Annotated in this window: 18 protein-coding genes and 1 tRNA gene; 3 read left to right on the plus strand and 16 right to left on the minus strand. The window is 63.6% G+C overall.

Features of this window, described 5'->3' with window-relative positions; all coding sequences use genetic code 11:
- Nucleotides 1–18: 18 nt before the first annotated feature.
- From EHH60_RS14780 to EHH60_RS14845, 14 genes are all read right to left on the minus strand, one after another.
- Nucleotides 19–1,227 (minus strand): hypothetical protein, encoded by a 1,209-nt coding sequence (locus EHH60_RS14780; protein WP_124160195.1) that lies wholly within the window; start codon nucleotides 1,225–1,227, stop codon nucleotides 19–21.
- 315 nt (nucleotides 1,228–1,542) lie between these two features.
- On the minus strand, nucleotides 1,543–2,379 hold the full coding sequence (locus EHH60_RS14785; RefSeq protein WP_124160196.1) for a site-specific integrase: 837 nt from the start codon (nucleotides 2,377–2,379) through the stop codon (nucleotides 1,543–1,545).
- 382 nt (nucleotides 2,380–2,761) lie between these two features.
- Nucleotides 2,762–2,838, minus strand: a tRNA-Arg gene (locus EHH60_RS14790).
- 63 nt (nucleotides 2,839–2,901) lie between these two features.
- On the minus strand, nucleotides 2,902–3,951 hold the full coding sequence (locus EHH60_RS14795; protein WP_124160197.1) for a sensor domain-containing diguanylate cyclase: 1,050 nt from the start codon (nucleotides 3,949–3,951) through the stop codon (nucleotides 2,902–2,904).
- A complete protein-coding gene (locus EHH60_RS14800; protein ID WP_124160198.1) occupies nucleotides 3,951–7,061 on the minus strand; it encodes a bifunctional diguanylate cyclase/phosphodiesterase in 3,111 nt (1,036 codons plus the stop codon). The genes EHH60_RS14795 and EHH60_RS14800 overlap by 1 nt, the downstream gene beginning before the upstream one ends.
- Before the next feature lie 174 nt (nucleotides 7,062–7,235).
- On the minus strand, nucleotides 7,236–8,321 hold the full coding sequence (locus EHH60_RS14805; protein WP_199751470.1) for a branched-chain amino acid ABC transporter permease: 1,086 nt from the start codon (nucleotides 8,319–8,321) through the stop codon (nucleotides 7,236–7,238).
- The gene (locus EHH60_RS14810; RefSeq protein WP_124160200.1) at nucleotides 8,318–9,328 is read right to left on the minus strand and encodes a branched-chain amino acid ABC transporter permease; all 1,011 of its coding nucleotides are present in this window, start codon (nucleotides 9,326–9,328) and stop codon (nucleotides 8,318–8,320) included. Before EHH60_RS14810 ends, EHH60_RS14805 begins: the two co-directional genes overlap by 4 nt.
- Nucleotides 9,325–10,047, minus strand: coding sequence for a branched-chain amino acid ABC transporter ATP-binding protein (locus EHH60_RS14815; protein WP_124160201.1), 723 nt, complete (start codon nucleotides 10,045–10,047; stop codon nucleotides 9,325–9,327). The genes EHH60_RS14810 and EHH60_RS14815 overlap by 4 nt, the downstream gene beginning before the upstream one ends.
- The gene (locus EHH60_RS14820) at nucleotides 10,044–10,820 is read right to left on the minus strand and encodes an ABC transporter ATP-binding protein (RefSeq protein ID WP_124160202.1); all 777 of its coding nucleotides are present in this window, start codon (nucleotides 10,818–10,820) and stop codon (nucleotides 10,044–10,046) included. Before EHH60_RS14820 ends, EHH60_RS14815 begins: the two co-directional genes overlap by 4 nt.
- 165 nt (nucleotides 10,821–10,985) lie before the next feature.
- Complete coding sequence (locus EHH60_RS14825; RefSeq protein ID WP_199751471.1) at nucleotides 10,986–12,170, minus strand: substrate-binding domain-containing protein; 1,185 nt, start codon at nucleotides 12,168–12,170, stop codon at nucleotides 10,986–10,988.
- 106 nt (nucleotides 12,171–12,276) lie between these two features.
- Nucleotides 12,277–14,304 carry an acyl CoA:acetate/3-ketoacid CoA transferase gene (locus tag EHH60_RS14830; protein ID WP_124160203.1) on the minus strand — a complete coding sequence of 676 codons (2,028 nt, stop codon included), beginning with the start codon at nucleotides 14,302–14,304 and terminating at the stop codon, nucleotides 12,277–12,279.
- Between the two features lie 243 nt (nucleotides 14,305–14,547).
- On the minus strand, nucleotides 14,548–15,990 hold the full coding sequence (locus EHH60_RS14835) for a sigma-54 interaction domain-containing protein (protein WP_124160204.1): 1,443 nt from the start codon (nucleotides 15,988–15,990) through the stop codon (nucleotides 14,548–14,550).
- Between the two features lie 157 nt (nucleotides 15,991–16,147).
- The gene (locus EHH60_RS14840; RefSeq protein ID WP_199751472.1) at nucleotides 16,148–17,884 is read right to left on the minus strand and encodes a putative bifunctional diguanylate cyclase/phosphodiesterase; all 1,737 of its coding nucleotides are present in this window, start codon (nucleotides 17,882–17,884) and stop codon (nucleotides 16,148–16,150) included.
- 426 nt (nucleotides 17,885–18,310) lie between these two features.
- Entirely contained in the window at nucleotides 18,311–19,276 is a 966-nt protein-coding gene (locus tag EHH60_RS14845) for a sensor histidine kinase (RefSeq protein WP_124160206.1), read from the minus strand.
- Between the two features lie 179 nt (nucleotides 19,277–19,455).
- Between EHH60_RS14845 and EHH60_RS14850 the strand changes: the two genes are divergently transcribed.
- On the plus strand, nucleotides 19,456–20,292 hold the full coding sequence (locus tag EHH60_RS14850; RefSeq protein WP_124160207.1) for an SDR family NAD(P)-dependent oxidoreductase: 837 nt from the start codon (nucleotides 19,456–19,458) through the stop codon (nucleotides 20,290–20,292).
- Nucleotides 20,293–20,434: 142 nt separating this feature from the next.
- Here EHH60_RS14850 and EHH60_RS14855 read toward each other — a convergent pair whose 3' ends face one another.
- Both EHH60_RS14855 and EHH60_RS14860 read right to left on the minus strand, forming a co-directional pair.
- Complete coding sequence (locus tag EHH60_RS14855; RefSeq protein ID WP_199751473.1) at nucleotides 20,435–21,811, minus strand: cytochrome P450; 1,377 nt, start codon at nucleotides 21,809–21,811, stop codon at nucleotides 20,435–20,437.
- Nucleotides 21,812–22,003: 192 nt separating this feature from the next.
- Nucleotides 22,004–23,239, minus strand: coding sequence for an LLM class flavin-dependent oxidoreductase (locus EHH60_RS14860; RefSeq protein ID WP_124160209.1), 1,236 nt, complete (start codon nucleotides 23,237–23,239; stop codon nucleotides 22,004–22,006).
- Nucleotides 23,240–23,513: 274 nt separating this feature from the next.
- On the opposite strand from EHH60_RS14860, the gene EHH60_RS14865 reads away from it, so the two are divergent.
- Nucleotides 23,514–24,926, plus strand: coding sequence for an MFS transporter (locus EHH60_RS14865; RefSeq protein WP_124160210.1), 1,413 nt, complete (start codon nucleotides 23,514–23,516; stop codon nucleotides 24,924–24,926).
- A gap of 140 nt (nucleotides 24,927–25,066) precedes the next feature.
- Nucleotides 25,067–26,254, plus strand: a complete 1,188-nt coding sequence (locus EHH60_RS14870; RefSeq protein WP_124160211.1) for an extracellular catalytic domain type 1 short-chain-length polyhydroxyalkanoate depolymerase — start codon at nucleotides 25,067–25,069, stop codon at nucleotides 26,252–26,254.
- Nucleotides 26,255–26,336 lie beyond the last annotated feature (82 nt).

A 26,336-nucleotide genomic window follows, 5' to 3' on the forward strand; every position in this document is an offset into this window, starting at 1 on the left:
TCTCGTGCCTATGCGAGCTTATGCAGGCCCAAACGAGCGTTCGGTATCGCGAGCGGGCGTTCCAAACAACCTATCCGGATGCGGTAGCACTTCCTTTGTGGGCAGGCTTCGTTTCCCAGGAACATAGGCGTGTTCTTTGCCCTGCCCTGGATTGCGATTTTCCACGTAGCCTTCACCGACCGCCGTACGGAGATTGCGACTGACGGCTGACTGTTCACGATCAAGATATTGAGCAACCTCGACTTGGCTGACAGCCTCCCCGAGGAGCTCGTGCATTGCCTCAACGGCTCGGACGACCTCAACGATGTGCGGAGGTACGATGGCTTGGAGGCCGACAGCTAGTGCATCTCCGATTAGTTTGTGAACCGCTGCGTAGTCTTCCGGGTGAGCTTCGACAGCTCCGCCTTTTTTGGCTCTCAGCTCTTGGTGCAACAAAGCATGCGCTTCGATGAGAGCCATTACCTTTGGAATGTCTCGCAACACTCTCGGATAGCTGTCCGGAAAGAGTTCGAGTAGGCGCCTCCGGTACGGAATGACCACGCTCTTTGGCCCGCTTCGAACATACTCGAAGAGAGCATGAAATTCCGCAACTAGTCCGGTTGCCCGAGCGGTACTTTCGGCGTCGCCATAGCTCATGATTGCTCGCCTGATCTGCTCGCGCGATTGATCTACATACACTGAAAGAAATCTAGTTTCGTCTTCAGGGTGAAGTCGGTTCTGAGTCGTGGTCATAAACAGTCCTACCGGCCCCTCAACTGTCGGCAACTCCTTACCCGCCGGTCCGTCCTTCGTCTGGACAACCGTTTTGTATGTGAGCCGACCTTCACTGAGCAGTTGGCGGAGGTAAGCCCAGCCGTCAGCGTTGAAGCCTGCGGCTTCCTGTATGATCAGCATTTTGTGCTTGAGCTCGGACTTCGCTGCATAAAGAAGCGCCTTCGCAGACATGCCATGGACTTCTTGGTACGCCGTTGAAGGAAGATAACGGAGGCCAGACTGCAACGCGAACGACTTGCCGCTGCCGGACTCGCCCTTGATGACAACTGAGACCGGCTTCTCGAATGCTGCCGTGATGGCACTCAGATAGATTAGTTGGGGTATGTTAGTCTTGCCCGCAAAGCCGCTCGTTCGAAGGTCGTAGTCGAGCTGCTGTAAGATATAGGGATCTGCCGCTAGTCCGTTGGTTTGCTTCAAAAACTCGCCGCGTGCAATTTGATCGATATCGTTCAATATATTTTCTTCTCTGTTTTTGGCGCATATGCGCAGACAAGGTGGTTTAGAGACATAGATCGGCGAGGCTGGCCTTAGATGGCCAACCCTTGCACTCTTGCATCGATTTTGGCTTGTGGGGCCGAGCTATGAAAATCAAAAAGCAAATTAATAAGTGAAAGTACGTACTCTAGATAATGCGAATCCTCTCCCCTGCCGGGGTTATTTTAGTCCTTATTTTTTAGGGAAATGAGACAGCTTTCGGCTGTTTCAGAAAGCAGAGTAACACATATTACTTAAAAAGTCAAGTAAAAAATATCCTCCCCTCTAGAGAGCTTAGTCGCCATCCTGTGCAAGAGTGCAAGAGAGGTTCTGAGTGCTACCAGAGCCAATGTCCCTGTTGGGCTGTTTTTCATTCCAGATCTGAGGATGCCGGAGGGAACCTTTAAGGGCCTTTTGTTCGATACCTGCCTGACCTTCGAGCTTCGCTAAGATCGCCTGGCGAGCCGCGTGAGCGTACCTAAACAGCATCCGTAAGTCTTTGTGTCCGCTGATGAGCGCCACTTCCGGCGTCGATAGTCCCTTTTCGAAAAACAGGCTGATGGCTTCGTGTCTGAGATCATGGAAATGCAGGTCTTCGATTCCTGCGTTGAATTTCACCCTCTCCCATGCCAATCGAAATGCGTTCGCCGTGATAGGAAAGACCCTTTCGTCGTCCCGACGGCGCTCGGCTAGCACTTCTAAAGCGGATGCGATCAACGGAATTGTTCGGGACTGACCCGTCTTTGTGTCCGGAATGAGCAGTGAGCGTTGGGCTCGATCAACGTGCTTCCATCGGACCCCCAGTATTTCGCCACGACGCATGCCGGTCGCGACAGCGAATCTAATGATCGATCCAATAAGCGGATTACGTCTCGATTTCGCCGCTTCAATAAGCCTGTCGAACTCACCCTCTCTAAGCCGCCTCTCCCGTCTTTGATCCTGCGCGTCCAGCTTGAGCTTCTTGACGGGGTTCCTCTCGACAGGCATTCCCCATTCGTCACGAGCGATCTCGAACATGTGGCGTAAAGGGTTCAATTGGCGCTTCAGCGTCGAGGCCTTTATGGTGAGAAGTCGTTCGTCCCTAAAGCAGCGAAGTGCTCCGTCCGAAGCTCTGCGAGCCTCCTTGAGCATATCGGATGATCCATGAACCTACGCAAAACCGCACGTTCAAAATGAGCACCGCGCTTCTTGACCGTAACTGTGTTGACGTACCGTTCGACGAGGCTTCGCAGCGTCGTTTGTTTTAAGACCTTCGTGTCTTGCGGCAGATCCTGCCTATCGGCGCGACGCTCCATCTCGCGTGCCCACTCCTCTGCGTCCTTCCGAAATTGAAAAGACTTCGAATAGGCCTTCGCGCCCGCTCGCCTAACCTGAACCTGCCATTTGCGTCTATGCTTGCGAATTGTCGCCATCGGAAACCCCGCGCTGTGACCAGAGTGTGACCAGCTGAGTTTTCGGACCGATGGGAGCTTGCGAGGGTGGCTAAAACCCGAGTCGTCTCAAGGTATTAGACTGGCGCACCCGACACGATTCGAACGTGTGACCTTTGCCTTCGGAGGGCAACGCTCTATCCAGCTGAGCTACGGGTGCAGTTGCAGGTTCATTTAGCCGATTGGCGCGGGGCGGGCAACCGCTTCTCGATGGAAGCACGCTTCAGGCCGATTTGCGGCTGACCGGGGCCGGAACCGGCTCTCCGTTGCGGGCCGCGATTTCGGCAAGCACCCGTTCGGCGCAGATGACGCGGTTGCGGCCGAGGCGTTTGGCCACATAGAGCGCCTCGTCGGCGGCACCGAGCAGCCGGTCCGGGCTGCCGTCGGCACCACCAGGAATTTGGCTGGCGACGCCGACGCTGAGGGTGACGTGGTGGCCGGCGCCGATGGCGCCATGGGTGATCGCTAAGGCCATCACGGCGCAGCGGATCGCCTCGGCCACCATGCAGGCGCTGTCGCAATCCATGTCGGGGAGGATCAGCGCAAACTCCTCGCCGCCATAGCGGCTGGCGAGGTCGAGCGGGCGCACCGCGTGCCGGCTGACGACGGCGGCAACCGCGCGCAGGCACTCGTCGCCGCTCTGGTGGCCGTGACGGTCGTTGAACAGCTTGAAATGGTCGACATCGACGAACAGCAGCGCCAGCGGCTTCTGCGTGCGCTGGGCGCGGGCCCATTCGCCCAGCAGCATCTGGTCGAAGGCGCGGCGGTTCGCCAGGCCGGTCAGCCCGTCCTTGGTGGCGAGCTCCTTCAGCGTCATCTCGGCGCGCTTCTGGTCGGTGAGGTCGCGCAGCGTCTCCACCACCGCGATCAGCTGGCCGGCCTCGTCGTGAATCGGGCCGGCGTCGATGGCGAGATAGAGCTGGCTGCCGAGCTTCGGCATCACGCACCAGTTCTCGGCGGAAAAGCCGAGCCCGTTATGGCCGCGCGCGGCATATTCCGAATAGTATTCCGGCAGCTGCTCCGGATGGTCGAGTGCGACGAGGTCGGCAAGGCAGGGGCGCCTTGTCTCGTAGAAGGCCTGCCAGTGCTTGCCGGTGCCGATCACCTCGGAGGCGGCGACGCCGGTCAATCGCTCGCAGGCCCTGTTCCAGATCACCACACGGCGCTTCGGGTCGATCACGAAGGTGGGCACCACCAGGTGCTGCATCAGCCGCACCGCGTAGGAATCCGCAACGTCGACGGCTTTGGCCGGAGCTGTCCTCGATCTCGCCATCAGGCCACCGCAGCCACGAGCGCGGGGGCGCCGGGGCCGAACAGCTTTCGCACCCCGCTGGCCGGCTTCGGCGCGCTGAACAGATAGCCCTGCATCTGCGTGCAGCCGAGCGCGCGCAGCATGTCGCGCTGTGCCTCGGTCTCGACGCCCTCGGCGACCGTGGTCATGCTGCTGGCGGCCGCAATGTTCACCACCGCCTGCACGATCACGGGCGAGCCGCTCGCCTCTGCGATGTCGGCGACGAAGCAGCGGTCGATCTTGATCTTGTCGAACGGGAAGCGTTTCAGATAGCTCAGCGAGGAGTAGCCGGTGCCGAAATCGTCGAGCGCGATGCGCACGCCGATCGAGCGGAGCTGATGCAGGATCGAGAGCGCCGCCTCGTCGTCGCGGATCAGCACGGCCTCGGTGATCTCGATCTCGAGCCGACGCGGGTTCAGGCCGGAGGCGGCGAGCGCGCCCGCAATCCGCAGCGCCAGCGTGTCGCATTTGAGCTGCACCGGCGAGACGTTGACCGCGACGCGCACATGCGCCGGCCAGGTCGCGGCCTCGTTGCACGCCATCCGCAACACCCAGTCGCCGAGCTCGTTGATCAGGCCGGTGTCCTCGGCGACGGGAATGAACTCCGCCGGCGAAACCATGCCGCGCTCGGGATGCCGCCAGCGCAGCAGCGCCTCGCAGCCGGAGACTTCGCCTGAGCGCAGGTCGACCAGCGGCTGATAGTGAATCTCGAAGCCGCCATTCACGAGGGCCTGCCGCAAATCCAGCTCCATGCTCAGGCGCGCCTTGGCGCTCGCATCCATCTCCGGCTCGAAGAAGCGGTGGGTGCGGCGTCCATTGGCCTTGGCGCCGTACATCGCGAGGTCGGCGTTCTTGATCAGCTGATCGAGATCGGCGCCGTCCTGCGGCGCCAGCGCAATTCCGATGCTGGCATCGGTGGAGAGCTGATGGCCGAGACAATGATAGGGCTGCCGGATCGCCTGGAAGATCCACGCGACGAAGGACAGCACGTCGGCGGAGGATGCGATCCCGGTCTGAATCACCGCGAATTCGTCGCCGCCGAGCCGCGCGATCAGGTCGCCCTGCTTGAGGCAGCCGCGGAGACGGTCCGCGATCGCCTTCAACAGCTCGTCGCCGACGTGGTGGCCGAGCGAGTCGTTGATGCCCTTGAATTCGTCGACGTCGATGTAGAGCAGTGCGAACTGTTGGCCGCCTGCGACCTTCGCCAGCTCGCGTTCGATCTGCTCGCGGAACAGGGTCCGGTTCGGCAGGTCGGTGAGCGCATCGTAATGCGCCAGATGCGCGATCTTCTCGTCGGCGTCGCGCCGCTCGGTGACGTCCTCGACGACACTGATGAGGTAGCGCGGCTCGCCGGACCTGTCGCGAATGCCGATCCGGGTCGAGGTGACATAGCGCAGCCCCTTGGTCTGGCTTCGCCAGGGATGTTCGTCCTTGAACAATCCGTTGGCGGCCTGCAGCGCTCTGCTGTCGTCCTCGGTGACGAGTCTTGCGGCTTCGTCCGGGTAAAGATCGAAGGGGGTCTTGCCGACGATGACTTCGCGCGATTGGCCGAATTGCTGCTCGGCGGTCCGGTTGATCAGCAGATACTGCCGCGTTCGGGCGTCCTTCACCGTGATCTGCGAGGGGATGTGATCGATGATCTCGCGCAGAAATGTATGGTTGCGGTCGCGCTCCTGCTCCAGGTTGCGGCGCTCGGTGATGTCTTCGATCGTGGCGACCCATCCGCCCTGTGCGAGCGGCGTGTTGATGATCTGGAAGGCGCGGCCGTTGGCCAATTGATGTATTCTCGTGGAGACCATGCCTTCGGCGACGACCCTCATCACGTCGGCGCAAAATGCTTCCACGTCGCCGTCGAACGCGTCGCGCTCCTTGCGATGATACATCGCCTCGCGGATGTGGCAGCCCGGCTTGATGACGTCGTGGGAGAGGCCGAACATGTCGGCGTAGCGGCGGTTGCAGGTGACGATGTAACCGGCGGCGTCGTACAGGATCAGCCCTTGCGACATGTTGTTGAGGGCGGTGTCGAGCCGGAGCCGTTCCGCCTCCAGCCGCTCCTGTGCCTCGCGGTTCTGCCGGTTGATCTGGCGGATGATCAGATAGAGGATCATCGCGATGACGGCGGCTGAAAGCGCGGCGGTCGTGACCATGAAGCCGGTCTGCTGCCGCCAGTCCGCAAGGGCCGCTGCCGTGGTGTTGGTGCCGACGATGACCAGCGGGAAATGCGTCAGCGCCGCCGCCGAGCCGAGCCGCTCCTCGCCGTCGATGAGGCCCTTGACGCGGAGAGTCTGCTGGCCGCCTTTGGCGAGCACCCTCCGCATCAGTGGCGCATCCCTGAAGCTCTGCCCGATCAGCTCTTCGTGATGCGGATAGCGCGCCAGCATCTTGCCGTGGCGGTCGAACAGCGAGATGGCCGTACCCTCGGCGAGCGCGACAGATGCGAAATACTGCCGGTAGCTGTCCGGGTCGATCCGGCGCACCATCGCGCCGAGGAAGGTGCCGTTGGCGCCGGTCAACCGCCGTGCGACGATCGTGGTCCATTTGTTGATGATGAAGCTGCGGACAGATTCCAGCAGCACCGGTTCGGACTGCGGGTTCGTCTTGAACGCCTGAAAGTAGGCCCGGGACGAAACATTGATCTTGGGCAGCGGGTGGGCCCGCGACCAGTTGATCAGCTCGCCGTCGGCATCATAGATCGCGATGTCGCCCAGATGGGACACGGAGCTGATCTTGCTGCGCAGCATCTGGTTCGTGTCGGTTCCGGACATGCGCTCGCGGAACATTGCCGGGGAGGTGATGTCGGCCAGGTTCATCTGTCCGATCAGATCGGCGGCGACGACGTCGGAGTCTTCGAATTGCTGATCGAAATGCCGCGCGATCAGCTGCACCGTGTTTTCCAGCTCGCGTTCGCGGTTGGCGAGGGTCCGCTCGCGAAATTCGCCGACGGCCATGGCCGTGACGGCGAAGATTCCGGCGACCAGAAACACGCCGCACAGGGTCAACCACAGGACGGGACTACGTCGCGCCAAGGCCTCCCAGCCGCTCCTTGCGGCAAGAGACATTCCGGCAGCCACCGTAGAAAGGACCTGGCGCATTCCACCTCACACGAGGAACAGGAATACACCGCACAAATGGCGCAAACCTTAGGAAAGCAAGTTACCCAAATATTAATCCGGTTGAGCAACCGCCTGCGCATGTCGCGCGGCGGGAAGCCCGTCAAGGTTGAGCGCCGCGCGCAGCAAACGCCGCGCTGCATCATTAATTGCGGCTTAATGCGAGCTGCCGGTGCTCTCGTCGCTGCCGGCCTTGCGCAGCCGCCCGACCACGCCGGTCGGGAAGAAATAGACGCTGGCGATGAACAGCAACCCCAGCCAGAGCAGCCAGCGGTCGGGATGCAACAGTCCCGGCAGCAGTGGGAGACCGGCTTCGCCCGCCGCGTTCGAGGCAACGCCCATCAGTGACTGCAGATAGTTCTGGGCGAGAATGAAGATGGTGGCGCCGATGATCGCGCCGTAGATCGTGCCCATGCCGCCGATCACGACCATCAGCAGAATGTCCAGCATGATCGAGAAGCTCAGCGAGGTATCGGGGCCGGCATAGCGCAGCCACAGCGCGTTCAGGATGCCGGCGCTGGCGGCCACGAGCGCCGCGAGGCAGTTGGCATAGGTCAGGTGGAATACGGTACGAAAACCGAGCGCCTCGGCGCGAAACCGGTTTTCGCGAATTGCCTGGAGCACGCGCCCGAACGGCGAGTTCACGACGCGCAGCAAAGCGAGGATCATCAGCGCCGAAACGGCGAACACCAGATAGAAGGTCAGGATCCGGCCGTTGATCTCGAAGCCGAACAGGTTCTTGGGGATCAGCACGGTGCCGGGGCGCAGCAGCTCCGGCAGCTGGAAGCTGCGTCCGTCCTCGCCGCCGGTCAGCCAGGACAGCTGGGAGGCCAGCACCTGGAAGGCGGAAGCGACCGCGAGCGTGATCATGGCGAAGAAGATCGCCGCGACGCGCAGCGAAAAGAGCCCGATGGCGAGCGCCAGCAGAGCCGCGAGCGGCAGGCCGACGACGATTCCGGTTGCGACCGCGGCCCAGTTCGGGCCCATCCCGTACAGTGCGATCGCGATGGCATAGCTGCCGATGCCGTAGAACATGGTGTGGGCGAACGATACCGAGCCGGTATAGCCGAGCAAGAGGTCGTAGGAGGCGACCAGCGCGGCGAAGACGCAGATCTTCGCCGCGACGTTCAGCGCCTTGGCCCCCGGAAAAAGGAACGGCGTCGCCGCCAGCGCCAGGATGATGACGACGAGAACGAGCGTGAGCACGCGGCTCCGCGGTGGATCGCCAGAGAGGATCATCATCGGCTGGTCACCGCATAGAGGCCGCGCGGCCGCCACATCAGAATGGCGACCATCAGCAGAATGTTGGACACGAGGGCGAGTTTTGGCACCAGGAAGCCGCCGTAATTGGCAACCATGGCGACCAGGATGGCACCGATGAAGCAGCCGCCGATCGACCCCAGGCCGCCGATGATGACCACGATGAAAATCAGCACCGTGAGGTCGTCGCTCATGGAGGCGTGCACCTGTTCGCGATAGAGCGCCCACATCACGCCGCCGAGGCCGGCCAGTGCCGAGCCCGTCATGAACACGCCGAGGAACAGGCGGCGGATGCGATAGCCGAGCGCCTCCACCATCTCGCGGTTCTCGACGCCGGCACGGATCAGGAGGCCGACCTTGCTGCGGTTGAGCACGAGCTGGATCGCGATGAAGATGGCGAGGCCGATCAGCATCGCCAGCACGCGGTACTTGGCGATCGCGACGTCGCCGAGAATGAAGGAACCGCGCAGCGACGCCGGCAGCGGCATCGGGATGATCTGCGGTCCCCACAGCGCATAGAGCGTCTGCTCGGCGACGATCAGGCCGCCGGTCGTCATCAGGATCTGTTTCAGATGCTGGCCGTAGACCGGCAGGATCAGCACGCGTTCGACGACCAGGCCGAGCGCGCCGGAGACCGCCATCGAGAGCAGCGCGGCCGGGGCCAGCACCGCGAGGTTCATCCAGAGCGAATCCGCCTGAATGGACGCCGCGAACGGGGCCAGAACCAGCGTGGCGACATAGGCGCCGACGGCGATGAAGGCGCCGTGACCGAAATTGAGCACGTCCATCAGACCGAACACGAGTGTGAGTCCGGAGGCCATGATGAAGATCATCATGCCCATGGCAAGGCTCGCGGCGGTCAGGGTCAGCCAGGAAGAGGTCGAGCCGATCAGCGGGATCACCAGAACGGCGAGCGCCAACGGCAGCAGGATCGGGGCGATGTCGCGCTTCGGCTTCGGCAGCGGATCGTTTGCGGCAAGGTCAGTCACTGATGCGCCTCCAGGCTCAGGCCGAGCAGCCGCTCTTGCAGCGGCACGTCGGCTGCGAGCGCCGCCATCTCACCGCGATGGACGATGGTGCCGTTGTCCATGACCAGCACGTTGTCGCCGAGCTCGCGGGCGGCAAAGAAATTCTGCTCGACCATCAGGATCGTCGCGCCCTTGCGCTTGATCTCCTTCAGGCACTCGATCAGCGCCATCACGATGGCCGGTGCCAACCCCTTGGTCGGCTCGTCGATCAGGAGGAGCTTGCGCGGCTCGACGATCGCGCGGGCGATCGAGAGCATCTGCTTCTGCCCGCCCGAGAGGCTTCCCGCGCGCGACAGCCAGAACCGGCGCAGCGCCGGGAAGAAGCCGAAGATCCAGTCGAGCTGGGCATCGTCGAGCGGCCCGTCGCGGGCCGCCAGCACCAGGTTCTCCTTGACCGTGAGGTCCGAGAACACCGCCATGCTTTCCGGCACGTAACCGATGCCGAGCCGTGCGATGTCGGGCGTGGCAAGGCTCTCGATGCGCATCCCGGCGAGGCTGATTTCGCCGCTTGAGGCCTGCCAGAGGCCCATGATGGTGCGCAGTGTCGTGGTCTTGCCGGCGCCGTTGCGGCCGAGCAGCATCGTGACCTGTCCTTGCGGCACCGCAAGATCGATGCCCTGAAGGATGTGGTAGCGACCGATATGGGTGTGCACGCCGGAGAGTTTCAACAGGTCGCTCATGCTGCACCCTCGGTGGCATTCTTGGGCGCGACGCCGAGATAGGCTTCCTGCACGATCGGCGAGGCGATCACTTCCGCGGGTGGGCCATCGGCGACGAGCTGGCCGTTATGCAGCACGATGATGCGGTCGGCGAGCGAGCGCACCACGTCCATCTTGTGCTCGACGAGAAGGATGATCTTGCTCTTGTCCTGCTTGAGCTGCGCGATGAGGTCGAGGACGACTGGCACCTCGTCGATGCTCATGCCGGCGGTCGGCTCGTCGAACATGAACGCCTTTGGCTCCAGCGCGATCATCAGCGCGACCTCGAGCTTGCGCTGGTCGCCATGGGACAGCGCGGTTGCGGCGACGCCGCGGCGGCTGCCGAGCGCGACCCGGTCGAGGATGGCGTCGGCGCGCGCGATCAGGTCGCGGCGCACCATCCAGGGCCGCAGCATGTCGTAATGGGTGCCGCTCGCGGCCTGCACTGCGAGGCGCACGTTCTCTTCCACCGACAGGTTCGGGAACAGGTTGGTGAGCTGGAAGGCGCGGCCGAGGCCCGCGCGGGTGCGCATCGGCGCTGAATGCCCCGTGATGTCGGTGCCGTCGAACAGGATGCTCCCGCTCGTGGCGCGCAGCTGGCCCGAGATCAGATTGAAATAGGTGGTCTTGCCGGCGCCGTTCGGCCCGACGATGGCGGTGAGCTCGCCCGGGCGAAACGTGCAGGAGACGTTGTTGACCGCGACATGGCCGCCGAAGCGAATGGTGAGGTCGCGGGTTTCGAGGGTGAGCGGCATGGAGAGTCTGGCAAAGGATGAAACGAGATAGATCCGCAGGTCAGGCTGCGCTTCCTCCCCCGCTTGCGGGGAAGGGTCGGGGAGAGGGCTGTCTCCGCAGGCGAGAACCCCCAAGAGGAAAGAGCCCTCTCCTGGCCTCTCCCGCAAGCGGGAGAGGTGAAGAAATCACCGCTTGTTGCGGACGGGCACGTCCATGTCCTCGATCTTCAGCTCGCGCACCGGCTCGAGCACGGCCCAGGCGACGTTCGGGTCGACCTTGACCTTGAAGTGATACATGCTCTGCAGCGCCTGATGATCTTCTTTCCGAAACACCATCTTGCCCTTCGGCGTATCGAACTCCAGGCCTTCCATCGCCGTGATCAGCTTCTCGGTATCGGTCGACTTGGCCTTGGTGACGGCGGCGACGACGGACATCGCTGCGGCGAAACCGCCCGCGGTGAAGAAGTCCGGCGGTGCGTTGAAGCGCTTCTGGTGCTCGGCGACCAGCCAGTCATTCACGGGGTTCTTCGGGATGTCGTAGAAGTAATAGGTCGCGCCTTCCATGCCAGGCAGGCCCTTATAGGCGGCGAGCGCCGGCAGGATGTTGCCACCGGTCGAGAGCTCGATGCCGTAGCGCTTCGGGTCCATGTCCTGGAGCTTGGCCAGCGGATTGCCGGCGCCGGCCCAGATCACCCAGATCACCTTGCGGCCCGGCTTGTCCTTCAGCGCGTCGAACAGGCGCTGGCCGACCGCGGTGAAGTCGGTGGTCGAGGTCGGGGCGTATTCTTCGGCGGCGAGCGTCGCGCCGGTCTTGGCGAGCGCCTCCTTGAAGGCGGCGACGCCGTCGCGGCCGAACGCATAGTCCTGCGCCAGCGTCGCCACCGTGACGCCTTGCTTGCCGATCGCGACCGCGTTGGAGATCGCATCCTGCGACGAGTTGCGCCCGGTGCGGAAGATGTAGCGATTCCACTTCTCGCCCGTAATCTGGTCCGCGACCGCGGGCTCGACGATCAGGATCTTCTTGTTCTCCTCGGCGACCGGGAGAATGGCGAGCGCCGCCGCCGACGAGGTCGTGCCGATCGCGATGTCGGCCTTGTCGTCCTGATAGGCCTCCGCGAGCGCGGCCTTGGCCAGATCCGGCTTGCCTTGGTCGTCCTTGGTGATGACGACGATCTTGCGGCCGTCGAGCGTCATGGTGCCCTTGGTGGCGTATTCAAAGCCCATCTTCAGGCCGGTCTCGGTCTGCTTGGCGTAGGCCTCGAGCGGACCGGTCTTGCCGTAGATCAGCGCGATCTTGAGATCGTCGGCCTGTGCGGAGGTGCCCGCGGCGAGCGCGAGAATAGTTGTTGTTATGATGAGTGATCGACGCACGATGGTCCCTCCTGATCTGAAGTTTCTCGGTAACAGCGATTTGCACAACACTACGAATATTGCAATTGAACCTTCCGCCCGAGCATGTCGGCTTTTCGAACATGCATCATTTTTGAACCGGCCGCGCATCGCCGGCTCCCTCGGCCTGACGACGATCGGACTGCGCCTCCTCCGCGCTTTCGAAGATGTGCGGCGCGACGCCGCGTTTCTCCAGGGCTTCACCAAGCTTGATGCGCAGAAAGCCCGACGTGGTGTAGCGCAATACGCCGGAATAGAAGCGATTGACGAGGCTGCCCACCATGGCGGAATAATCGTCCATCAGCTCCGGCAGGATGGAAAAGTTGTCATAATTGACGATGGCGTAGACTCTGCGCCCGAGCGGCGCCAGCCTGGTCTCGACGATAGAGGCGATGGCGTCGATCTCGGCCTTGCTGCGCAGCGGATAGCGTTCCAGATTGACGAAGAACAGGTTCTGCTGCTCGTCCAGCGTGAAACGCTGGTCGAGCGGGATGGTGAGCAGGCGCTCGCGCAGATCCATGAGGCTCTCGCGGAAGATGCGCGCGTCCATCAGCGCCGGGTCGCGCGGGATCAGCGGCTTGAAATCCATCAGGCGCAGGATGTCACGCTCGATGTCGATGCCGGGCGCGACCTCGGTGAGTTCGAGCCCGTCGTCCCTGAGCTCGAACACGCAGCGCTCGGTGACGTACAGCGTGCGTTGCTTGCGCGCGGCGGCGAACGGGCCGCTGAAGGTGACGTGCTCGACGCTATCGACGAACTTGCGCGACCTGGCTTCGTCGAGGATGACGAGCTTCCCGTCCTGCACGGTGACGCGTTGCTTGCCCGCACCGAACGTTCCGACGAAGACGACCTCCTTGGCATTCTGGCTGATGTTGATGAAGCCGCCGGCACCTGCCAGCTTCGGCCCGAACTTGCTGACATTGAGGTTGCCGGCGCGATCGACCTGGGCGAGGCCGAGGAAGGCGGCGTCGAGACCGCCGCCGTCGTAGAAGTCGAACTGGTAGGGCTGGTCGATCACCGCCTGGGTGTTGATCGCCGCGCCGAAATCGATACCGCTCGCCGGGATGCCGCCGATCACGCCCGGCTCCGCCGTCAGCGTGATCAGATCGATGATCCGCTCCTCATTGGCGACCGAGGCGATTCCCTCGGGCATGCCGATGCCGAGATTGACGACGCTGTTGGCCTTCAGCTCCAGCGCCGCGCGCCGCGCGATGATCTTGCGCTCGCTGATCGGCATCACCGGCAGCGAGGCGGCACGGACGCGGATCTCGCTCGAGAAGGCCGGATTGTATTGTGTGCCGAATGTCTGCCAGTGGTTCTCGGGCCTCGCCACGACCACGCAGTCGACGAGAATGCCGGGAATCTTGACCTGGCGCGGATTGAGGCTGCCGGCTTCGGCAACGCGCTCGACCTGGGCGATGACGATGCCGCCGGAATTATGCGCCGCCATGGCGATGGCGAGCGCTTCCAGCGTCAGCGCCTCCTTCTCCATGGTGAGGTTGCCGTCGGGATCGCCGGTGGTGGCGCGGATGATCCCGACCTGAATCGGAAACGTCTTGTAGAGCAGGCAGTCCTCGCCGCCGATCTTGATCAGCTCCACCATGTCCTCGGTGGTGCGTGCGTTCAGCCTGCCGCCGCCGTGCCGGGGGTCGACGAAAGTGCCCATGCCGACGCGCGTGATGTGGCCGGGCCGGTGCGCGGCGATGTCGCGGAACAGATGCGTAATCACGCCCTGCGGCAGGTTATAGGCCTCGATCTGGTTCGCGATCGCGAGCTGCTGCAGTTTGGGCGCAAGGCCCCAGTGCCCGCCGATCACGCGCCGGACCAGCCCTTCATGCGCGAAATGATTGAGGCCGCGGTGCTTGCCGTCGCCTTGTCCGGCCGCATAGACCAGCGTCAGATTGCGCGGCTTGCCCTGCGTATAGGGTGCATCGCCCTCGTGGGACAGATAGAGCTCCTCCAGCGCGATCGCGATCTCCTCGGCAAAGCCGATGCCGACGAAGCCGCCGGTCGCCACGGTGTCGCCGTCGCGGATCAGCATGACGGCCTCCGCCGCCGAGACGACCTTGCCCTTCTCGGAGTTGCGCAAGTAAGGCAGAGCTGGGTGGTGGCTCACGGCGTTCCTCCCGATTCCTTCGACCGTATGCCGTTATTGTTTTGCGTTGATCTTATCGTGGAGATCGGCCCTGGAACAGCTTGCTCCCCATGAGAGAAGGCAGCAGAGAGCAAGGTCTGCGCCAGATGCCGTCGATGCGCGGAAAGCGGCCAAAGCTAAGGCGATTTCCGCATGTCCGCGGGCAGGGAGTAGCCGGGCACCGTGTCCGGAATCCGAGACTCCGGACAGAGGGAGTCTCGAAACTCAGACGGCAGCCGGTCCCGTGGCGAGGCCGAACTTGGCGAGCTTCTTGTAGAAGGTCGCGCGCGAGATCCGCAGCATCCTGGCGGCCTCGGTGATCTGGCCGTTGCTGGCGGCCAGCGCCTGCTCCAGCGTCTGCTTTTCGAACTCGGCCTCGGCCTCCGCGTAGGGCACCACCGCACGGGCCGGGCGCGCGGGCGGTGCAAGCCTGACCTCGGTATCGACGGGGAGGATGCGCGCGACATCCTCGCCGGTCAGCCGCCCGGAATCGCTGAGGATCAGCGCGCGCTCGAGGATGTTGCGGAGCTCGCGGACATTGCCCGGCCAGTCATAGCGCGCGAGCGCGGCGAGCGCGCTCGGCGTGATCTTCGCCTTGACGTAGTCGCCCGATCCGCTGATGTCGTCGAGCAGCCTGGCGCAGATGTCGGGGAGATCATCGAGGCAATGGCGCAGCGGCGGCAGCTCGATCGCGAGCACGTTGAGCCGATAATAAAGGTCGGGCCGGAACGCGCCGTCGCTGACGCGCTTGCGCAAATCCACATTGGTGGCGGCGATCACGCGCACGTCCACCTTCGAGATCTTGTCCGAGCCGAGCGGCTCGATCTCGCGCTCCTGGAGCACGCGCAGCAGCTTGGCCTTCAATTGCAGCGGCATCTCGCCGATCTCGTCGAGGAACAGCGTGCCGCCGTCGGCAATGCGGAATTTGCCCTCGCGGCCCCTGCGGTCGGCGCCGGTATAGGCGCCCGGCGCAGTGCCGAAGAACTCCGACTCGATCAGCGTGTCCGGGATGGCGGCGACGTTGACGCTGACGAACGGCTTCTCCGCGCGGGAGGAGGCGTTGTGAATCGCCTGCGCCAGCATCTCCTTTCCCGTTCCGGTTTCTCCGGTGAGCGTCACGGTGACGCTCTGCCGCGCTGCACGGCTTGCGAGCTCCTTGGCCTGCGCGATGGCGGGCGTGCTGCCGACGAAATCGGCGAACGTGAAACGCGCCGCGCGGGCGTTGGACAATTGCCGCCGCGCCAGCCGCAGATCGCTCTCGAGCTGGGCGACGCGGGCGAGCAGCGGTTTCAGGCTTTCGAGATGATCATAGAGCACGAATCCGATCGCGCCGATCACCGTCCCGTTCTCGTCCTCGATCGGCATGCGGGTGACGACGAGCTGCTCGCCGCCGAGCGCCATGATGTCGAGCAGGATCGGTTCGCCGGTCTCGGCCACCTTCCGCATCAGGCTGTTCGGGATGACCTCCTCGATCGACCGGCCGATCGCCTCGCCGGCATGGTTGAGACCGAGCGCGGCAAGGTATTTCTCGTTGACATAGACGACGCGTCCGCCGCGATCGATCGCAATGGCACCTTCGCAGAGCTGTTCCAGCCGCGCGAACAGCGTCTCCATCGCGCGCGCACGGAGATAGACGGGATCGCTGATCGAGGAGGAAGGCGCAGACATGAGATACCTCGGGGAGGTCCGCCTGTGTATTAGCAAAAGGCCAGCAATTTCAAAGGGGGAAAAGGCGCTCAAGAGGGAATGGCGCTGAAGTCAGCTCAGCATTTGCTGTCGTCCCGGGGCGCGTAGCGAACCCGGGACGACAGCGAGATTGCAGCCCCTACCGCCGATACCCGCTCGCCCGCGAATAGCCCTGGCGGTTCTGCTGCATCGGGCGGCTCGCCACGCTGACCCGCGCTTCGCTGGAAACGGGCGTTGCGAGCTTCAGCTCCTCCAGGAAGATCGGCCGGGAGAAGTAGTAGCCCTGCGCGAAGCGGATCTTCGTTGCCGCCTGGAGATAGGCGAGCTCCTCGTAGGATTCGATGCCTTCGGCGATCACCGTCATGCCGAGCGCTTCGCTCAAGGATTCGATCGCGCGCAGGATGCCCTGGCTGCGCGGGCGCTTGTGGATGTCGGTGATGAAGGAGCGGTCGATCTTGATCTCGTCCGCGGTGATGTCGGCCAGCGCCGAAAGCGAGGAATAACCTGTGCCGAAATCGTCGATGGAGATGCCGACGCCGAGCTTGCGGAACATCGGCAGGATCTCGGCCTGGAAATGATTCTTGGCGACGAAGGCGTCCTCCGTCACCTCGATCATGAAGCGCTGGGGAAAGCCGGTGTCGTCCAGCGCCTGCGCAAAGCTGCGCATGAACTCCGGATTGCCGGCCTGCTTGGCGGCGACGTTGATGCTGATGATCGCTTCCGCGCCGAACGTGTCGTTGATCAGGTCGATCGATTTGACGATCTCGGCGAGCACGAGATGAGTCAGCTCGTCGATCAGCCCGAGCTCGCCGGCAAGATTGATGAACGAGCCGGGGGCCTGGATCACGCCTTCGTCGTCGCGCAGGCGCACCAATGCCTCGATGCCCTTCACGGCCTGTGTGCGGATGTCGACCTTGGACTGGAAGGCGCAGCAGAAGCGCTTTTCCAGGATGGCGAGCCGCAGCGACTGCTCGACCTTCATCCGCGCCTGCGCCTCCCGCTCCATGCTGGCATCGAAGAAGGCGGCCAGTCCCTTGCCGTCGTTCTTGATGCGGTACATCGCGATGTCGGCGTTCTGCCGCAGCGTCTCAAAGCTGCTTCCGTGGTCGGGATAGAGGCTGATGCCGACGGAGGTCGATGCAAAGACTTCCGAATTGTCGATGAAGAACGGTGCGGTCAGCCGCTCCAGCGTCGATTGCATGAACTCGGCGACTTCCTCCTGGCTCTGGATCGGGGAGAGCAGCAGCAGGAATTCGTCGCCGGAGATGCGCGACAGCATGTCGGAATCGCGCAGGTCGCGCCCGAGCCGCCTCGAGAGCTCGACCAGCAGCGCGTCTCCCACGGAGTGGCCGTAATAGTCGTTGATGTGCTTGAAATTGTCGACGTCGAGGAAGGCCAGCGCGAAACGCTCGGCGCCACGATCTTTCGCGAGCAGATTATTGGCGTGATGCTCGATCACGCGCCGCGAGGGCAATCCGGTCAGCTCGTCGAAATAGGCCGAGCGGAACAGCTGGTCCTCGAAATTCTTCTGTTCGGTGATGTCGGAGGACGCCGAGATCAGGAGCTCGCGTCCGGCGAGGCGAACAGGACGATGGGTCGTGAGCAGCACCTGCCGCGCGGCGCCGACGTGAAGCGCTTCCTCAGTCACGACCGCCTGCCCGGCGCTCAGTGCCTGCCGGCAGGCTTCGTGTCGCGGAGCCAGATCGGGTGACGGACGGCTGCCATCCATGCCGAGCTGGGCGGCGGCGGCGTCGTTGACCAGCAGAAGCTCGCCATGCGCGTCCTGCACAGTGAGGCCGGCCGGCAGCATTCTAACGATTTCCTTGAGAAAACTGAGCTCGGCTTCAGTCGCGCCGGAATATCGATTGTCGTTCATACAAGTCATGAATCTTGTTGTTTCGGCGCGCCTTTGCAATGGGCGCGATCTTGCGCAGTTCCCTCTTAAGTTTGGTTAAGGGGCTAGAAGAAATACGGGGGTGTTTTGGAGAAAACTTGCGACGATGCGACGCGCGCCGGCGATCGTCATTAACAGAGGGTCAATGCGTCAAGTGAAACTGCGAGCGAGGTATGCGCGTGGGAGCGATTTCGCTGCGGCCATCTTTCGAGATGCCCGCCGTGGGCGGGCCTCAGGATGAGGACCGGAGTGCGCTGCGCGATATCACGCGAGCACCGATGCCGCTTAGTCTCATGCTGAGGAGACCGCGAAGCGGTCGTCTCGAGGACGAGGCGCGTGCTCATCTCGCGCAATATGCCAAATGCGCTTGCGCCACGCCGCAAGCGGGAGGAGCGGACCTCTCGCGTTCTATTCGCTTCGCGGGATTCGGCACTGCATGATGCAATGCAGCCCGGTCTTCAGATACGAGATCTCGGTCCTGCCATCGAAGGACGACAATGCCGATTTCAGCAACTTGGTGCCGAAGCCGGGCTCGGACACCTTGTCCACACTCGGCCCTTCGGTTTCGTCCCAGGTGATGGTCAGGCGGTCGTCGCTGATGGTCCAGGACACCTGTAACAGGCCGCGCGGCGAGGAGAATGCGCCGTACTTGCCCGCATTGGTGGCAAGCTCGTGAAACATCAATGACAGCGTGACTGCGAGCTTCGGCGGCAGGAACAACCGATCGCCATTGAGGGTGAAGCGGACATGGCCATAGGGACCGAGTTCCGAGATCAGGAGGTCGCGGATATCGCAGCCGCCCTTGTCGATCCGCGAGATCAGATCGTCCGTTGCGGCCAGCGAGCGCAGCCTGGGATCGACCCGGGCCCAGACCTGCGGGTGGTCGTGCAGCACCTGGTGCAGCACGGCATGCACCGTCGACAGCTTGTTCTTCAGCCGGTGCTGGAGTTCCTCGACCAGCAGCTTGCGATACTCTTCTTCCTCGATGAGGCGTCTTGAGATCCGGCGCTGCTCGGCCAGCATGGTGCGATAGTGCTCGACACCCCAGATGGTTATCGCGCAGACGGCCCAGTAAAGCGCCAGCAGGGCAAACCGCGCGCGATCGGCAAAGGCATCGCCGAAATTCAGGACGACGCCGAGCACGCCGCCGATCAGCGCGGTGATCACGCCGATCCGGAATCCTCCCAGGGCAGCTGCAAAAAACACGGCCGGAAAGTAAGGCGTGAAGTAGATGTCCGGACGAACCTGAGCGAGCCCCCAGCGGACCAGGGTTGCGGCCAACAGGCAGATTGCCGCAAACGAGATGCTCAGACCGAGCGAAGGCGGCGCCGCGCCCTGCCAGCCCTTGCGGAACTCGTCGATCAGCTTCCCCATGCGCAGCCCAGTTGCGATATGCGTTCGAACATCGAGCGGCCCGTGAGAATGTTACGCATGCCGCCCGCACAAGCATAGCTTGCCTTGTCGGAAGCGGGCAGGAATAGTGGCGGCTCCGGCGACGGCGGCGGCCGACATTCGCCATTTGGCATCAAATCGCTCGAAAACAGGAACATTCCATGGGCAGGCTGGACGGCAAGGTTGCGGTGATCACGGGGGCGACAAGCGGGATCGGATTGCGCACTGCGGAAGTCTTCGTTGCCGAAGGTGCCAAAATTGTGATCGCGGGGCGGCGCGTACCGGAAGGCGAGGCACTGGCGAAGCAACTCGGGGCCAATTGCATCTTCCGCCAGACCGACGTCACGGTCGAAGCGCAGATGCAGGCGCTGATTGCGCTCGCGGTCGACAAGTTCGGCAGGATCGATTGCCTGTTCAACAATGCCGGCGGGCCGGCGCAGACCGGCGGCATCGAGGGCCTCGAGGTCGAGCGGTTCGACGCGGCGATGGCGACGCTGGTGCGCAGTGTCGTGGTCGGCATGAAGCACGCCGCGCCCTACATGAAGAAGCAGGGGGCAGGCAGCATCATCAACAATGGCAGCATCGCCGGCCGCCTCGCCGGCTTCTCGTCGTCGATGGTCTATAGCGCGGCCAAGGCGGCGGTGATCCATCTCACCAAATGCGTGGCGATGGAGCTCGGCGAATCCAACGTCCGCGTTAACTCGATCTCGCCCGGCGCGATCGCAACAGGCATCTTCGGCAAGGCGCTGGGGCTCTCGACCGACGCGGCGGAGAAGACGCCGGCGGTGATGCGCGAGGTCTACAAGACCGCGCAGCCGATCCCGCGTGCCGGCCTTCCCGATGATATCGCCCATGCCGCGGTGTTCCTGGCCAGCGACGAATCCAGCTTCGTCAACGGCCACGACCTCGTCGTCGACGGCGCCATCACCGGCGGCCGCAACTGGAGCCAGCAGCAGCAGGGCTACGTGGCGCTGCGCAAGGCGTTCGATCAGGCGTAGCGGACAGCTTTCGTGCCCCGGACGCGGTGCGGCGCGAAGTGCCGCTCCGCAGAGCCGGGGCCCATCTATCCGCAGCAGCTTGCCCTCTGGCTTTCTGAGTCCCGGCTCGCGCTGCGCGCGTCCGGGACACGAGAGTTGAGCGCTAAACCGCCTTCACGCTCACCCGCAGCCCGTCCCGTGGCTTCGGGATCGGCCACATCTGCCAGTCCGGCTTGTAGCCCGGCTCCAGCGACACCTCGATATTCTGCAAGAAGTGCCGCGCGAAACATTTCGCCTGCATGTAGGCGAAATGCAGGCCGAGGCACATATGCGCGCCGCCGCCGAACGGCACGAAGGCGAAGCGGTGGCGGCCACGCTGCGCTTCCTCGGTGAAGCGCAAGGGATCGAAGCGGTCCGGCTCCGGCCAGATGTCCTTCATGTGGTGCGTGTAGAGCGGATTGATGCCGATTGCGGTGCCGGCGGGGATTGCAAACCCCTTGAAGCTGAAATCGCGCATCGCGCGGCGCGGCATCGACGGCACCGGCGGCCTGATCCGCAGCGCTTCCTTGAACGCCATCTCCGACAGCGGCATCTTTTCGAGATCGTCGAAGCTGCTCGGCGCCCCTGGGGCGAGCCCGAGCGCGAGTACCTCCGCGCGCAGCCTGTCCTGCCATTCAGGATTGGCGGCGAGTTCGCCGATGAAGGAGGTCAGCGACGAGGTCAGCGTGTCGTGCGCCGCCATCATCAGGAAGCTCATGTGGTCGATGATGTCCTGCTCCGAGAGCAGCGCGCCATCCTCATGGGTTGCGCGGCAGAGCTGCGAGAACAGATCGTCGCCGCCATGATTGCCGCGGCGCAGCGGAATCTGCTCCCGGAAATAGGCGACGATGCGCTTGCGTCCCTTCACCCCTCGCGCCATCTGGGTGCCGGGCAGGGGGCGGCGGACCGGCGAGACGGAGGCGGCGACCATGTCGACAAAGGCGCGGTTGATCTCGTCGACCTCCGGCCCGATATCGGCGCCGAGGAATGAGGCCGCAGCGAGATCGAGCGTGAGCTGCTTCATCGCCGGATAGAGCAGCATCTCCCCTCGCTTTGCCTTCCATTGCGCGACGCGCGCAGAAATGCCGCGGTCGAGATCGCCGAGATAGGACTTCATCGGCCCGGACTTGAACGCGACCGACAGCGCCTTGCGATGCAGGCGATGCTCGTCGAAATCGAGCAGCATCAATCCGCGCGGAAACAGCAGTCCCAGAACCTTGTTCCAGCCATGCGTCGAGGAGAACAGCTTTTGCTGGTCGAACAGCACGAGCTCGTTGGCCTCGGGGCCGAGCAGCACGACGTTGGTCTCGCCGAAAAAATGCGTACGGTAGACCAGGCCGTATTTGGCGCCGTTCGCTTCGATATGGCCCTTTGGGTCGGCGAGCACCTGAAACGTCTTGCCGATGATCGGCCAGCCTTCGTCGCCGGGAATGTGGGTCAGCTCATTGCGCCTCGGCGGGGTGAACTGAAGTGCGGGGGCGGCCACATTCTGCATCGACATGACGATTGCTCCGGTTGGCTGACCGAACAGGCTCGCGGTCGCGCTCGACTGACAGAGACAGCATAGCACGGTTGGACGAGAATGACGTGGCGGCTCTCACCTCCAAAAAGCGCCGCGGTGCGGTTCACCTCTTTCCGCCGGAGAGAGGTGAACCCAGCCAACCGCTCGCACCGATTCTACATGGCGTCGAGCCTACCGTTTCGCGGCTTCCTTCTGCAGATCCGGGGCGTTGACGGCGGGAATGGCGACGCGGCCGGGGCCGGTGACCTTCAACGCCTCGGCGGCCTTCTCGTTTTCCATGATCTTGGCCATCACGGCCTGTCCCGCACGCTCGAAGATCGCGCGGTTCTCGATCACGAATTTTTGCGATTTGCGCAGCCCGTCGATATAGCCGTTGATCTCCGGCACAACGTAGCGCGCCACCATGTCCCAGCTCCGCCGCGTCGCTTCCGGATTGGCCCAGTCATGCACGAACCCGATGATCGCGCCGACGCCGCCGGAGACCTGCATCACGTTCTTGATGGTTTTGACGAGATCGTCGGGCGTGCCGATGGTGGACGCGGCGCCCTCGACGAAGGCGGTCTTGTCGACGGCCTCGTCCGGCGAGGAGAATGCGGTGAGGCCCGGCCGCTGCAACGTGCCGACATTATATTCGTTGTGCCACCGCATCAGCCCGGCGCCCGCTTCGCGGCGCGCCTGCTCGCGGGTCTCTGCGATGTGGAAAGTCAGCAGCACGCGCCAGTCCGCACGGTTCACCGTGGTGCCGTGCTTCCTGGCGGCATCCTCGGCGAACTGCCATTGCTGCTGCAGCGACATCAGGCCCTGCGTCGTCATCGAGCCCAGCGAGATGATGCCGATGCCGTATTTGCCGGCGAGCGTCATGCCGGAGGGCGAGATCTGCGAGGCCACCACGAACGGCATCTCCTCCTGCAAGGGCAGGATCTGCAGCGCGGCGTCGTTCATCGTGAACCAGTCGCTCTTGGCGGTGACGCGCTCGCCGTTGAAGAGGCGGCGGATGATGCCGATCGCTTCGTCCTGGCGGTCGCGCTGCGTCATCGGATCGATCCCGAGCGTGTGCGCATCCGAGGCGAGCGCGCCCGGGCCGGAGCCGAAGATGGCGCGGCCGCCGGTCATGTGGTCGAGCTGCACCATGCGCTGGGCGACGTTGAAGGGATGGTGATAGGGCAGCGACACCACGCCGGTGCCGAGCTTGATCCGCTTGGTGCGCTCGCCGGCCGCGGCCAGGAACATCTCGGGCGAGGCGATCATCTCCCAGCCGGACGAATGATGCTCGCCGCACCAGAACTCGTCATAGCCCAGCGCATCCAGCTGCTCGACGAGGTCGAGATCCCGCCGGAACTGGAGCATCGGATGCTCCCCGATCGGGTGATGCGGGGCAAGGAAGGCTCCGAACTTCAGGCGCGCCATGGCGATCTCTCCGGTTTGATTTTCTGTTTGTTGAGGGGGGCAGGCTACGTGCCTGATGGCACGAAGGCAATCGCACGATGTCCCGTGTTGCGGAATGCAGGCATGCGTGGGTCTTCTTCCTCTTCTCATGCTTGCGTGCAGGTGCTCCACAGCGCCATGCCCGGTGCTTTCCCCTTCGCCAGTGGCGAAGGGCACGCGAATCCTACCTGTGGGGTAATCGCGACACCGTACGCGATCTGAAATCATCGGGCCGCGAGTCCAGATCCGTGCGCCAATGCATCAAATCGTCACAAAGCAAATCGATTCGTCCCGTCGTTGGTGGGTGCTGGCCATCGTCGTGGCCGCCCAGTTCATGTTCGGCGTCGACGCCTTCGTGGTCAACGTCGCCATTCCCACCATTGCGGTCGACCTGAAGGCTTCGCCGGCCCAGATCGAATCCATCATCGCGATCTACCTGATCGCCTATGCCACGCTGGTCGTGACCGGCGGCCGGCTCGGCGACATCCACGGCACGAAGGGCGTGTTCCTGGCCGGCCTGCTCGGCTTCACCTTGACGTCGCTCTGGTGCGGCCTCTCGCAATCCGGGGCGGAGCTGATCGTTGCGCGGCTGGCGCAGGGCGCGACCGCGGCATTGATGGTGCCGCAGGTGCTGGCGACGCTGCACCTCTTGTTCACCGATGAGTCGCGCAGCCGTGCCTTCGCCATTTACGGTGTCGTGCTCGGGCTTGCGGGCGCCGCAGGCTTCCTGCTCGGCGGTTTTCTCGTCACACTCAACCTCGCCGGCGCTGGTTGGCGCTCGGTGTTCTTCGTGAACGTGCCGTTTGGCCTCGTCATCGCGGCTGCCGCCTGGCGCATCATGCCGTCGACATCGCGCCGATCAGGTACAAGGCTCGACATCAAGGGCAGCGTGGTGCTGTTCGCGGGGCTGTTGTGCCTGATCGGCCCGCTGCTGTTCGGCCACGATGTCGGCTGGGCGCCGTGGCTGTGGGCGGTGATGGGAAGCGGCGGCGTGATCCTCGCCGCGTTCCTGAAGCTGGAGCAGGCGGTCGCACGCGCCGGCGGCATGCCGCTGATCGACCTCACGCTGCTGGCGGACGCCGGTTTCCTGCGCGGCCTCGGCGCCGCCTTCTTTTTCTTCTTCGCCAATCTCTCGTTCTATCTGGTGATGACGCTGTTCATGCAGCGGGGCCTCAAGATCCCGCCGCTCGCGGCCGGCATGGCCTTCATTCCGCTCGCGCTCGCCTTCGTCGTGGCCTCGCGCCACAGCGGGGTGCGGGCGCGCCATCGCGGCACCAGGGTTTTGCTCGAAGGCTGCGCGCTTCAGGTCGTCGGCCTCGCCGCACTTGCGCTTGTCGCGGGCTGTGTCGATGCCCCGTCGCCGCTCCTGCTCGCGTTCACCTTGATCATCTTCGGCTATGGTCAAGGACTGGTGATGGCGCCGCTCTCGGGCGCGGTGCTCTCGACGGTGAAGCCTGTCGCCGCAGGCTCGGCCTCCGGCATCTACGGCACCACGGCGCAGATCGGAAATGCGGCCGGAGTGGCCGCAATCGGCGCGGTATTCTTCGCGGTTGAAGCCCTGCAATCAGCGCGCGCAGGATTCCTCGCGTCGCTCGTGCTGTTTGTGACATTGATTATGATCTGTGCCGCATTTCTGGCGTGGATGCGTCGTGCATCGGCACGAAGTTGAGGCAACGCGGTTAATGCGTGCCGATTTCAGCGGGATTTCCCGCGATTTTCGCTCGACTGACAGCGCACGGTCTTTTTATTTTGCAATGCAGCAACTATCTGGTTGGACTGACGTTGAACGTCGCCCACCAGGAAGCTGCCGTGTCGCTAGCCAAAAATATCGATCTCTTGAGACGTCTGCCGAGGCTGGACGGATTGCGCTTTGCCGAGCTCGGCCGCGGCGCTGATTCATCGAGCCCCTTGGAGGAGGTTATTGGCTTCGGCGACAATCCCGGAGCATTGCGCATGTTCACGTTTGTGCCGGCGCAATTGCAGAAGCCGCGCGCGCTGGTCGTCGTGCTGCATGGCTGCGGGCAAACCGCGGCGGCTTACGATCTCGGCGCGGGCTGGTCGACGCTGGCAAGGCACTATGGCTTCGCGCTGCTGATGCCCGAGCAGCAGCGCGTCAACAACGGCAACACCTGTTTCAACTGGTTTAATCCGGAAGATACGGTGCGCGGCAGCGGCGAGGCGCATTCGATCCGCGAGATGATCGCGCACATGGTCGAGGCGCACCGCATCGATCACAGGCGCGTTTTCATCACCGGCCTGTCGGCCGGCGGCGGCATGACGTCGGTGATGCTCGCAACCTATCCGGAAGTCTTCGCGGCCGGCGCGATCATTGCCGGGCTGCCTTATGGTATCGCCTCGAATTTGCGCGAGGCGCTCGACGGCATGTTTCATTCCCCAGCGCGTCCCGCGCGCGAGCTCGGCGATCTCGTGCGCAGCGCCTCTGACCATGGCGGGCCCTGGCCGAAGGTCTCCGTGTGGCACGGCAGCGCCGACCGCACCGTCAATCCCGGCAATGCCAACGAGATCGTCAAGCAATGGCTCGACCTGCACGGCCTGCCTGACGCGCCGATGGCGGAGACGGTCGTCGACGGCTATCCGCGCCAGGCCTGGTGGAACAAGGACGGCGAAACGCTGGTCGAATCCTTCGCCATCACCGATATGGCGCATGGCACGCCGCTTGGGATCGCCGACAACGATCAGCGCTACGGCGTCGAAGGCGCGTTCCTGATCGAGGCGGGCATTTCCTCGTCCTACCACATCGCAAAGTTCTTCGGCCTCACCGGCTGGATTCCAGACACGGCGACCAAGAAGGTGGAGGCCAAGGCTGCAATGAAGCCTGCAACGAAGCCGGCGCAGTCGCCCGCGCCGCATCTCGCCCGCTTGATCCGTGCAGCAATTGCCGAAGAGCAGGCCGAGCCGCAGCGAGAAAAGTCTAACGGCTTCGATCTCGGCCAGATCATCACGCGCGCGCTCACGGCGGCCGGGTTGATGAAATAGCTCCATCCCCGCTGTCGTCCCGGACAAGCGCGCCCCAAGCGCGCGCCGATCCGGGACCCATACTCCCAGGATTGAGTGAGGC

Origin of the sequence: Bradyrhizobium sp. RP6 (assembly GCF_003837805.1) — a bacterium.
Taxonomy (GTDB): Bacteria; Pseudomonadota; Alphaproteobacteria; order Rhizobiales; family Xanthobacteraceae; genus Bradyrhizobium.